This is a genomic window from Magnetococcales bacterium, from assembly GCA_015228815.1.
GTDB lineage: Bacteria > Pseudomonadota > Magnetococcia > Magnetococcales > UBA8363 > UBA8363.
In genome coordinates this window covers 78,367-90,657 of record JADGCV010000003.1, presented here as the reverse complement: position 1 = coordinate 90,657, position 12,291 = coordinate 78,367, and the positions used below count along the sequence as shown (strand labels likewise).

Here is a 12,291-nt window from a genome sequence, read left to right as displayed (position 1 = left end):
TTTCACGCGCCATTTCACCCGCGCTTACCGCGACGGAAGATCCCGGTCATCCCCGCTCAGGCGGTCACTTTCCGCCATGACCATCACCATAACCGCCTTGAGATACTCCCGCTCCAACTCCACGAATTGTTCCCGTACCTGCCGGGTCGCGCTGGAATTGCGTGTGGCAATGGCCAACTTGAACGCCTCGTTGCGCACCAGATCCGCGCCAATCCCGTGAGACACCCCTTTCATCTCCTCGGCATTGGTGGCGACGACCGTCATATCCCCGGCTTCGATGGCATTGTAAAGACGGGTCATGATCCGGGGCCACTGGGTAAAGACGACGACGCGGGTGGCATGATACTCGGGACTGCCGATAAAATTGAGTTTGATGATCTTGACCTGGCTCGATTTTTTGCGCAGCACCTTTTTCTGGGTCAACTGCTTGTCCATGCGATACAACACCGAAAGCAGATCCCGCGGGCGAAACGGCTTGGCGAGGAATCCATTCATCCCCGCATTGAGACATTTGTTGCGGTCCCCTTTCAGTACATGGGCCGTGATTCCAATCACCGGAACCGAGGAGGCCGTGCCCACCGGATCGGCGCCTCTGTTGCGGATCGCCCGGGTCACCTCGTATCCGTCCATCCCCGGCAACATGATGTCCATCAGCACCAGGTCGAAAACCTCCGCCTCGATCCGCTCCAGCGCCACCAGACCATCCCCGGCCAGACTCCACGTATGCCCCGCCTGATCGAGGATGTCGGTAACAAGTTTCTGATTGTTGGGTTCGTCCTCCACCACCAGGATATGATAGGTATTTCCCCCAGCCTTTCCTTCGCCACGGGAGCGTTGTCCCACGGGACGATCGGGAAGCAAACCCAACAGCGGCATCGATTGCAGCGTGTCGAGCAATCGTTCCGCATGGGCCGGCTTCACCAGCATGGCCCCGACATGCGGACCACGTTCCAGATGAGGATCGTTCTTGCGCCGATGGGCCGGCAACATGGCGACGGTCTTTTCGCACAAATCCGATCGACTCCCCAAATGACCGCAAAGGGTGCTGCCATCGGCGCCATTCCACAATTTATGCCCGATGACGAACACATCGAATCCGGTATCTTCCCAATCCTCCGCACCGCCGGAACCGGGACTCCCAGGACTTTCCGACATCGCCCGCCATGCCGCGTCGCCATCACATTCCACGGTGACACGGGCGCCAAGCCGGCTCAGAACCCCTGCCACCAGGCGGCGATTGGTTTCCAGAATATCGGCAACGAGAATATTCATCCCCTGAAGCGGCTGCCGGTTCGTCCCCTCCATGTGCGGCGCCGTTTCGCAATCGAGGGTAAAGAAAAACCGACTCCCCTTGCCCTCTTCGCTCTCCACCTCCAGCACCCCCCCCATCAATTCGACCAGTTGACGCGAGATCGTCAACCCCAGGCCGGTGCCACCGTATTTCCTTGAGGTCGAACCATCCGCCTGGGTAAAACTGTCGAAAATCTTTTCCAGTTTTTCCCCGGGAATGCCAATCCCGGTATCGCGAACGGCGAAGGTGATCGACGAACGGGAAGGCCCGGACGAAGGAACCGAAGTGATTTCCAAAACAATCTCGCCATGCTTGGTAAACTTGATGGCATTGTTGATCAGATTGACGAGAATCTGACGCAAACGAAACGGATCGCCCCGCATCATCTCCGGGACCCCGGGATCGATGTCAAGATAGATTTCCAGTTCCTTGCGATGGGCATTGACGGCGAGGGTATCGCAGGCGCTGCCAACGGGATCCTTGAGGGGAAACAGTATGTTTTCCAACTCCATCCGCCCCGCCTCGATCTTGGAAAAATCAAGAATGCTGTTCAAGAGGGCCAACAGCGCTTCCGCCGAGGAGAGGACAATTTCCAGATAACTTTTCTGTTCGCGTTCCAGGTGCATGTCCAGCACCAGATCGGTCATGCCGATGACCGCGTTGAGCGGGGTGCGGATTTCATGGCTCATGTTGGCCAGAAATTCGCTCTTGACCTTGCTCGCCTCCTCCGCCGCCACCTTGGCCGCCAACAACTCCCGGGTACGCAACCGGACTTCCCGCCGCAACCACAGATTGCCAACGATGAAAAGCAGAAGCAAAAGAAAGACAATGGCAAAACTCCAGCGCAACCATGACGGCAGAGGTTCCCTGGGGCGGATGTTGCCGAACCATTTGTCCATCGATTTGAAGTAGATGGAATCCTTGTCGTCCTTGAGCCGCTTCAGATGAAGATCCAAAGCAAGGATCAGATCCTGATTCCTCCCGCCCGCCACCGCGTAACGAACCTCGACCGGACAGCAGATGATCGGACTGCGAATCAACGGATACTCCTGTTCCAGCACCAGTCCGCTGGTGCGGGAGACGATGGCGGCATCGGCCCGACCGAGGGCGACCAGTTCCATCGCATCGCTGTACTGTGGCACCTCGATGAACGTATGCGGGATGTCGAGGGATTTGAGCAGTTTTTTCAGACTCAGGGTATAGACATCGCTTTCCAGGCCCGCGACCCGCCGGTGCTCCAGATTGATCAGGGATTGGATGGCGCCGTCGCGGACGTAGACCTGACCCCAGTTGGCCAGGGCCGTTTCCCGATTGAAATCGAAGGTCTTGTCCCGTTCCTCGGTATGGGCGATGGCGACGACAAGGTCGATTTCACCATCCGCCAAATGCTCCAGAAGGCGCGACCAGGAACCAAACACATAGTCGATGCGCCATTGCTCCTCGGTCGCGACATACTCCAGAATATCGACGTAAAACCCCTGGGCCTTGTTGGTCGCCGTATAGAAAACCCCCGGCTTGTTCTGATAAACCCCCACCCGAATCCCGCGCGGTTGCGCATCCGCGGTTGGGACAAGAAAAACAAGAAGCGACAGCAACAACAGCATTCCCATGCCCAACCGGACACAACCCCGAAAAAAAACTCCGGGCACCGTCGCGGGTGACGACAGCGCGGTCGAAACGCGCCGACCGGTTGCTTCGAACCCCGACCGGAACGCCGGGCGGCCCATCGGATCGTCAGGGACTGCCGCGTGGACATTGTTTCTCCGGGAGGGCCAAACGGGGATGATCATGATGGTTGGTCTTTCTTTTGCATCGAGGGCCTTCATGATCAGGGAATCAGCAGCCCTCTTCACCGTGTCATTCAATCGCAGCGCGCTCCCCAACCCCATCCTGGGAACTCGAAAACGATCGGCGTATGACGCACAGTGGGTCGGATCTCAAGGGCTATCGGCCAACATTCTTCGGTCGCACGGGTCCACGTTGGAGCGTCGTCATCCTTCTGACCATGCAATGGCTGTCCGGCGGGTGTCTGTGGCATCAGGATCCCATTTCACCCACGGAGCGTCAAGAGATCATTGCAACGGACCGGCAACAACTGTTTCCCGACGAATCCCATCTTTCGAATCCGATCGGCCTGTTCGAGGCGTTGGCGCGCGGATTGAAGTTTAATCTTGGATACCGGATCGCCGTTCTCGACCAGACGATCCGGCAGGAATCGTCCCAACTGACGGGACTGTCGCTGTTGCCGGGATTGACCGCCAGCGCCGGATATGCCGATCGCGACTCGTTTTCCGCCACCTCCGGCATGTCGAGCCACGATGGCGTCCGTTCCTCCGTCTATTCGATTTCCCAGGATCGGGCCATCCGTTCGGCGGATCTGACCATGATCTGGAACATTCTCGACTTTGGCATCGCCTGGGTCCAGGCGGGCCAGGAAGAGGATCTGGCCCGCATCGCCCTGGAAAACCGTCGCAAGGCGGCGCACAACCTGTTTCAGGAGATTCGCTCGGCCTTCTGGCGGGCCGCCGGGGCGCAACAATTGGAGGATCGGATCCCCCCCGTCCTGGCATTGGCCGCCGAGGCGCTCGACAAGGCCCGCAGGGTCGAGGATGAACGATTGAAGCCGCAGCTGGAAATGTTACGCTTTCAACGGGCACTGATGGACATCGTGCAACAATTGGAAGGGTTGCGCCATGAATTGAACAAGGCCCGCACCGAATTCGCGGCGCTGATTCATCTTCCCCCCGGGGCCCCTTTTCGCCTGCTGATCCCCGACGACGACGCCCTGGCGATCCCGCCAATCGCGATGAGCCTCGATGAGATGGAAACCCTGGGATTGCTGCACCGCCCCGAATCGCGGGAAAAAATACATCAGGCGCGGATCGACAAGGGCGAGGTGAAAAAAGCGATGCTCCGGCTGTTGCCCGGCCTGGAAATCGACCTTTCGGACAATTACGATTCCAACTCCTTTGCCCTGCACCATCAATGGGAGGCCCTGTCCTCGAAGGTCATCCTCAACCTGGTCGAGCTCTTCAAGGGTCCACGATCGATCCGCCTGGCCGAGGATCGTCAATCCCTCGGCGACCTGCATCGTCTGGCAATGGACATGGCGATCCTGACCCAGATTCATCTGGCTTGGCATCAATATCGGGAAGATGTGCGCAAACTGAAACGGGCCGAGGAAATCGATGCCATCGATCAACGCATCCTGCGCCATATCGGAACCCTGACGGGCGAAAACACCCAGAATCGTCTCGAACACATTCATGCCGCCGCCGGGGCCATTTTTTCCCGCCTGCAACTGTATCAGGCCTATGCCGAGGCGCAGAACTCGATAGGAAGGATTCATGTCTCCATCGGTGTCGATCTGGTTCCGTCGATCGACGAAAACACCGCCATCGAGGATCTGGCCCGACAACTGCGTCAGGCGACCCGCGAATGGAACGAAGGGGCCTCGTCCGAACCCAAACCATTCAAACCGTTGCGTCCCATCCTTGATTCCGCCATCGACCTCCCCGCCCCGGTCGATCATTCCCCCGCGACCTCCGGGGACAATCCGCGACCTTCCCCGCCGCCCCACGTCCCAGAATATCTGCGCCATCCCGATTTCTCCATCGCCCCCCATGAGGGTGACCGGAACGATCCCGAGGCATTCTCCGACCACGATCCTTCGTCAACCACGCCGGAAACCACTCCCGACAACGAGGAAACAACCATTCCAGCGACCACCACGCAACATGCACCGACAACCACCGCCAATCCCTCCGACACCCCGGACACGAGCAAACCCGCTCCCGTGACCAGCGACCCGAACCGGAGTGAAAAAAAGGTGCAACCGTCGCCCACGGCGCTTCCGCCACGCCCCGGTCCTGAAACCCATGCCATGGTTTCACCGCCCCGGCCCACGTCAAGGACAACACGCATTCCCCTTCCCCCCGCCGACATCAAGGAGGTCTGGACCCTCGTTCAGGAATGGTCAAACGCCTGGTCGCTCCGTGATCTGGATCGTTTCGTCTCGTTCTACGGTCCCGGTTTCATTCCCTCGCACCAGGATTCCCTGGAGCGTTGGCGGGAACGGATGGGAGAAAATTTCAAGATTCTGGGTTCCATCCGGATCATGATCGACGCCCTGGAACTTCATCCCATCGATGACCGTCGGATCGAAGCCACCTTCGTCCAAAGTTACCGTTCCGACCTTCATCATGATCTTTCGGAAAAACTGCTGATTCTGGAAAAAACGGCGGGAGGATGGAAAATCGCCGGCGAGGTTTCGACCGCCATCCGTGAACCCGACCCGGACCCCCGACCCGGACCCTATTGGGTCCAGGCACTTTCGGCACGCGATGAGCAGGGACTCCGGGAGATTCGGGAAAAACTGAAACCGCTTTGCCCGACCCCGCGCATCACGACCCGGCGGGAACAGGATGGCCAAACATGGTATACTCTTCAATGCGGTCCCTTCGACCACATCAATCGGGCCAAATGGTTGCAACTGGTTCTCAAAAAAAATCATGCCCTCGCGCCACTCATCGTCGCGGCCACGAAAAAAAGTGGCACGGAGGATCATGAGGGCGCCAGTGTGCTTCCCGGACAAACCCCATCAAACGAGGGAAAAGAGTGATACGTCCGAAGGTGGCTATTCAGACCCTTTTTTCTTTCAATAATTCTGGATCCGGGAGGAAAGGACATCATGATGAAGCGACGGATCATCGTGGCGTTGGCGCTGCTCCTGCCCATGAAATTCACCCTGGGCGAAGAACAACTCCTCCCACTCCTCCCAATCCTCCCGCCCCCGGAGCCGCGCGCCGAACTGGTCACACACCGCCATCTGGTCCTGTCCAGCGACTTTGCGGCACGAATTCTGGAAATCCAACCCGAAGAGGGACAACCATTCAAACAAGGACAGCTTCTGGTCCGTTTCGATTGTGCCCTGGAAAAGGCGCAACTCGAACGAGCCAAGGCCCAGGTCAAAAGCGCCGAGACCAAAGTTGCCGTACAACAAAGACTCTCCCGTCTCGACGCCACCAGCCGGATGGAAGAAGAACTGGCCGCCGCCGAAGCCGCCACGGCCCGGGCGGAAATGAAAATCATCCAGGTTCGGATCGACCGTTGCGACCTGTCAGCCCCCTTTTCCGGACGGGTGGCAGTCCGGATGGCGCAACCGCATCAATATGTCAAGGCGGGCGATCCTTTGATGGAAATCCTCGACCCCACCGCCCTGGAAGCGGTATTCCTGCTGCCAAGCCGCCAACTGAATCAACTGCCCCAGGGAGCGACCTTCAAAATTCACATCGATGAAACCGCAACCACCTACACCACCCGGGTAACCGCCACCGGAACCCGAATCGACCCCATGAGTCAATCGATCAAGATCGTCGGACGCATCGACGGTCATCATCCGGAGCTGCTGCCGGGAATGAGTGGCCGGGCCATCCTCGAAGGACTCCGCGGACCACCATGAACCACCCTCCCGAAACACCGTCCCTGGCACACGTCATCGCCACCCTTCTGGAGCTGATGCGCAAGGCGGGAACCGTCACCACCCGTGAAGCGTTCGAATTTCTCGTGGTCAACGAAACGCGCCGGCTCGTCGTCTACAGTCACGCGGCCCTGTGGTCCGCCACGGAAGAGGGTGGCCGAGTCGTGGCCACGTCGGGTCATCCCCGTCCCGACCCCGATTCCCCGTACATTCAATGGCTCTCCACCCTGCTGCGGCAGGCGATGTCCCAAGACGACCACGAGGGGCACCTGGTCCTCGCGAAAAACAATGTTTCCGCCCCCATCGGCGCCGATTGGCCCGACCATCTGCCACCACATGGCCTTCTTCTTCCCCTGAATCGCCGCCACGATGCCGGTGAGGGAGGATTGTTCCTGGCTCGGGAGCACCGCTTCGAACGTGACGAGATCGTGTATCTGGAAGATCTGGCGATGGTCTACGGCCTGGCGTGGCACCGGATCACCAACCGCCCCTCATGGTCACACAGGGGATGGTTGTCGCTCCTGCCACGAAAACGAACTCTGGCACTGCTGTTGCTGGTGTCACCACTTCCGTTCCTGCCGATACGGCAATCGGTCCTGGCTCCGGCAGAGGTCGTGGCGGACCAGCCGATCATTATCCGTTCGCCCATGAAGGGAATCGTCGATCGGTTTCTCATCCGCCCCAACCAGGAGGTCGCCACGGGGGATCCACTTCTGGTCCTGGACGACAAGGAATTGAAAAATCGTCTGGAAATCGCCCTGCGCGAACAGGAAATCGCCGTATCGGAACTGCGGACGGCGGAACAACAGGCAGTCCACGGCGCGGAAACCTCCTCCATGGCCACCCTGTTGCGCCTCAAGGTCAAACAACGCTCCGCCGATGTCACCTACCTCGAAGAAAAATTGAAAGGAGTCGTCATTGCCGCTCCACGGGACGGCATCGCCATTTTTGCCAATCCCGAAGATTGGATCGGTCGTCCCATCGACCAGGGAGAACGTCTGTTCATGCTGGCCGACCCTTCCCGTGTCGCCCTGTCCATCCGCCTGGCCGTCACCGATGCCATTCAGCTCGAACCAGGCGACCCGATCACCCTTTTTCTCCATGGCCGTCCCGCCGACCCCATCGCGGCCACCCTGACCCATGTCCATTACATGGCCGACCTCGCCCCGGATGGAACCTTGGCCTACCGGCTCGATGGCACCTTCGATCGACCCACCCCCCTGGCCCGTATCGGCTTCAGGGGATCGGCGCGCATTTATCATGGCCGTGTCACCCTTGGCGGACACCTGGTTCGTAAACCCTGGATCCTGATCCGGCAATGGCTGGGAATCTGAATCCCCTGAGGGAAGACCTCGACCTCCACTCCGGACCGGTCAACGCCGACGGCAGCCCGTCGTGGACCATTCACGATCCGGTCTGCCATCGGTTCCATCGCATCGGATGGGAAAGCTTCGAAATACTTCTGCGCTGGTCTCTCGGCGATCCCCGGCGGATCGCAACCGCCATCCGCGCAGAAACAACCCTCGACACCACCCCGGCGACCGTTCTCGATCTTGAACGTTTCCTCCGTCAATACCATCTGCTTCAGCCACAAAGTGATTCGGAGCGACAGCGCTGGATTCAGGAGGCGCGGAACAATCACCACGCCAACATCAAGGATTTCGTTTCGCGTCTCCTTTTTTTCAGGATCGCCCTCGTTCACCCCGATCGCTGGCTGCAACGCCTGGTTCCCCGAATCTCCCGGCTCTTTTCCCGGCCCGTCCTCGGGTCGATCGCCGCGGCCACATGCGTCGGCCTGATCCTGACCCTGCAACGATGGGAGCTTTTCACCGCGGCCTTCTCCGGTTTTCTCACCCCCTCGGGCCTCGCCCATTCGGCGTTCGCCTTGGTGATCGCCAAGAGCGTCCATGAGTTGGGCCATGCCATCGTCGCCCGCCATTTCGGTTGCCGGGTCACGACCATGGGAATCGCCTTCATCACCCTGTGGCCGGTACTTTACACCGAAACCAATGACACCTGGAAACTTCCCGAAAAAAACAAACGCCTCCTCGTGGCGGCCGCGGGAATCCTCACGGAACTGGGCGTGGCGGGTCTTGCCCTGTTTTCATGGCATTTTCTCCCCGAGGGGACAATCAAGGACAGCGCGTTTCTCCTGGCCACAACCGCCTGGATCTGGACCCTGCTGATCAACCTTAATCCATTCATGCGCTTCGATGGTTATTTCATCCTTTGTGATCTCCTGAATTTTCCCAACCTGCACCAGCGCTCCTTCGCCTTTGGCCGGTGGTGGCTCCGGGAGGCGGTATTGGGCCTCGGTCTGCCACCGCCGCACCCGCAACCGGTGACGGTTCGCCGGTTTCTGATCCTCTTTTCCCTGATGACCTGGATCTATCGGACGACCCTGTATGTGGCGGTCGCCCTGTTCATCTATCATCTGCTGTTCAAATTGCTCGGATTGATCGTGTTCCTGTGGGAAATGCACCACTTCATCGTCACGCCCATCTTTCGGGAAATCCGGGTCTGGTCCTCCCTGCCACGGACCCGGACACACAATGGTCATGCCCTGATGTCGGGAATGCTGCTCCTTGTGATGGTAGCGCTTCTGTTCGTTCCCTGGCACGAAAACCTTCACGCCCCCGCCATCGTGCGCGCCAAACGCCATGCCGTGTTCCACGCCCCCGAGGCAGGACGGCTGGAACAACGCCCCATCACCCTGGGCCAGAAGGTCGAACAGGGCGCCCTCCTCGTGCGCCTGTCCGCCCCCGAGCGGATCCATGAAGCCCGATCCCTCGATCTGGCCATCGAGCGGATCACCTGGCAACTCAACGCCCCCGGCATCCGCCGGCTGCAACTGGAAGGAGAACCCTCACTCCACCAACAACTGCGGTTTAGACAGGCCCAGGTCCTGGCCCTGAAAGAGAAGTTTCGTCGTTTGAACGTCATCGCCCCGTTTCCTGGCGAGGTTGTCAGCCTCGCGCCCCACCTGAACCCGGGAGACTGGATCGCGGAACATGAAATTCTTCTCACCCTGGCCGACCGCTCCCAGGGGATCATCGAGGCCGTCCTTCCCGCCGGGGGTCCCGAACCTCCTCCCGGGACCCCGGGAATGTTCATCCCCGAGGCCGGAGACCAGCCGCCACGCACATGCCGTCTTGCGGACGTGGACCGGACCAGCCTTCAGACCCTTCCCGATCCCATGCTGGCATCGATTCATGGCGGTCCGGTCGTGGTACGGGTTACCGCCCAGGGCCTCCCCATCCCACAAGACACGCTGTTTCGCGCCACCTGCCTCCCCGAGGATCTCACCCTCCCCGTCCCCCGGATCGTTCGCGGCGCCCTCGTGTTCCAGCGCCCCGGAGAAGCCCCGATGGTCCGCCTTGGCCGATGGCTGTTGGCACTTCTGCTGCGGGAGAGTGGATTTTGAACGTCGCGGCCAGGGGTGAAAAAAATGGCGTGAAGATCGTCGGTCAGGGAATATCCAACCCCTGAGCCAACAGAGAGGTGACATGTTCGATGATGGTATCGTGCTCGTCATGATTGGCATCGAAACCGGGAAGCAATCGACGCAACGGCGCCGTTTCAAAATGGTACATCACCAATCCGGCGATGGAGGTGAACAACATCAGGGGATCGTGGCGTGAAGACAGGGAACGGATAAATCCACCGACCTCTTCGTAAACAGGCTGAAAGACATACTGGACCAACAGACGCAGCCGGGTCTCGTCGGCGTCGGTCATTTCCCGTTGCAGCAGGGCCCGCAAGATGACATCACTGCCGAAGGTCTCGACCCAGAACGAGACAAGGGCGGAAAGCCGATGCCGCGGCGTATGGGTTTTGGACAGGGCCTCGGCCAGTCCCGAAACCTGGGCCTCGAAAGCGTATTCAAGCGCCTTGAAGTAGAGGCTTTCCTTGTTCGGGAAATGGTTGTACAGCGCGGCGGCGGTGATGCCCACGGTATTGGCGATGTCGCGCATGGCGACGCCCTTGTAGCCGAAGGCGGCAAACAAGGGAAGGGCCGCTTCGAGAATCTTGATGTAGGTTTTGGTTTGTTTGGGCATGATGAGGATGCCTACCCCCTGCGCTGCCGGATGGTTGACCCGCTGCCGTCGAGTTCAATCGATCAAGCCATACTTTTTAATTTTTTCCAGCAAGCTTCGTTTGGTCACCGGCTTGGTCAGATAGGCATTGCACCCTCCCTTGTCGAAGGATGAAATCACCGTCTGCATCGAATTGAGCGCCGTCACCATAATGACGATACTTTGATCATTTGGCGATATTTTTTTTCCCTTTTCGATATCGCGCATTTGCGCCAGGGCCACCTGACCATCCATGTCGGGCATCATGATGTCCAGGCACACCAGTTCGAAGGGGTCACCACGGTCGTAGCCTTCCCGGAACAGATCCACCGCCTGGAGACTGGTTTCCGCCATGACGCATTCGCCATAAGGGGAAAGGATGCCTTCAAGCAACCGCCTGCTGCTGTCGTCGTCGTCAGCGATCAGGATTCTCATGAATCGACCTCACTTCCAATGTCCTGGTCCATGAATACACTTCCAAACCCGGCAATACCCTCCCCCAATCCGGGGCAATACCAGTCGTGGAAAGAACAATGTGTCATTATACCGTGAAAGCGAGATCAAGTGCATGGTAATTTCCACACCATCCCGCTGCTGTCTCTCCTTTCTCCATGGACCAAATCCATCCATTTTCGAAAGCGATCATGTGCAGCCTCGTCATTCTTTACCGCCCCGATCATGAATGGCCCCTGCTCCTGGGGGCAAACCGGGACGAAATGATGGATCGCCCCTGGCGACCACCGGGACGACATTGGCCCACCCGAAGGCATATCCTCGCCGGACTTGACCAAATGGCGGGAGGCAGCTGGCTGGGGATGAACGATCGGGGGGTCGTCGCGGCGGTATTGAATCGGACGGGAACCCTGGGAGCGGTTCCGGGAAAGGCAAGCCGAGGTCTGCTGGTCCTCGAAGCGCTCGATCACGACACGGCCCGCGCCGCCACTCTGGCCATCGAACGATTTCTGGACAAAAACCATCCACGTCCCTTCAATCTTGTCATCTGCGACGCTTCCCAAGGGTTTTGGATTTCCTGGAGGGCCACATCGAGCGAACACGACACCACCCGGCAAACGATCCCCTTGAGCCCCGGTCTTCACCTCCTGACCTCCCGCGACCTCGACGATCCCACCGATCCCAGAATCCGGGGGAATTTGCCTCGCTTTCGTTCCCAGCCACATCCCGACCCATCCGCCAATGACTGGTCGGCATGGATCAAACTGCTCTCCAGCACCACCCCCATCCCCGGGGTGGGTCCCGAAAGCGCCATGTGTTTCCAACTGGAAAACCGCTTCGCCACCGTTTCCAGTTCGCTGATCGCCCTTCCCCACCCCCGTCAACACGACCGCACCCCCGTTTGGCATTTCGCCGCGGGCAGTCCAGATCGTGCGACGTTCCTTCCGGTCTCCCTCCATTCGAACTGATCCTTGTGTGTCTTTTTCCGTGTC

At 59.2% G+C, this 12,291-nt stretch carries 8 protein-coding genes; 5 read left to right on the top strand and 3 right to left on the bottom strand.

The genetic code is table 11. The features are described 5' to 3' along the window. Nucleotides 1-24: 24 nt before the first annotated feature. Nucleotides 25-3,156, bottom strand: coding sequence for a response regulator (locus HQL76_02070; protein MBF0107950.1), 3,132 nt, complete (start codon nt 3,154-3,156; stop codon nt 25-27). 50 nt (nt 3,157-3,206) lie between these two features. Here HQL76_02070 and HQL76_02065 point away from each other — a divergent pair, with 50 nt between their 5' ends. The 4 genes from HQL76_02065 (at nt 3,207) to HQL76_02050 (ending at nt 10,194) form a co-directional block, all read left to right on the top strand. Continuing rightward, the gene (locus tag HQL76_02065) at nt 3,207-5,912 is read left to right on the top strand and encodes a TolC family protein (protein ID MBF0107949.1); all 2,706 of its coding nucleotides are present in this window, start codon (nt 3,207-3,209) and stop codon (nt 5,910-5,912) included. A gap of 69 nt (nt 5,913-5,981) precedes the next feature. After that, nucleotides 5,982-6,752: an efflux RND transporter periplasmic adaptor subunit gene (locus HQL76_02060; protein ID MBF0107948.1), complete on the top strand. Its 771-nt coding sequence runs from the start codon at nt 5,982-5,984 to the stop codon at nt 6,750-6,752. Next, the gene (locus HQL76_02055; protein ID MBF0107947.1) at nt 6,749-8,104 is read left to right on the top strand and encodes an HlyD family efflux transporter periplasmic adaptor subunit; all 1,356 of its coding nucleotides are present in this window, start codon (nt 6,749-6,751) and stop codon (nt 8,102-8,104) included. The genes HQL76_02060 and HQL76_02055 overlap by 4 nt, the downstream gene beginning before the upstream one ends. Next, nucleotides 8,089-10,194 (top strand): hypothetical protein, encoded by a 2,106-nt coding sequence (locus HQL76_02050; GenBank protein MBF0107946.1) that lies wholly within the window; start codon nt 8,089-8,091, stop codon nt 10,192-10,194. The genes HQL76_02055 and HQL76_02050 overlap by 16 nt, the downstream gene beginning before the upstream one ends. A 43-nt stretch (nt 10,195-10,237) precedes the next feature. Here HQL76_02050 and HQL76_02045 read toward each other — a convergent pair whose 3' ends face one another. Next, entirely contained in the window at nt 10,238-10,828 is a 591-nt protein-coding gene (locus HQL76_02045; protein ID MBF0107945.1) for a TetR/AcrR family transcriptional regulator, read from the bottom strand. Between the two features lie 54 nt (nt 10,829-10,882). Next, the gene (locus HQL76_02040) at nt 10,883-11,281 is read right to left on the bottom strand and encodes a response regulator (GenBank protein ID MBF0107944.1); all 399 of its coding nucleotides are present in this window, start codon (nt 11,279-11,281) and stop codon (nt 10,883-10,885) included. Nucleotides 11,282-11,490: 209 nt separating this feature from the next. Here HQL76_02040 and HQL76_02035 point away from each other — a divergent pair, with 209 nt between their 5' ends. Next, complete coding sequence (locus HQL76_02035) at nt 11,491-12,267, top strand: NRDE family protein (protein ID MBF0107943.1); 777 nt, start codon at nt 11,491-11,493, stop codon at nt 12,265-12,267. The last annotated feature ends 24 nt before the right edge of the window (nt 12,268-12,291 follow it).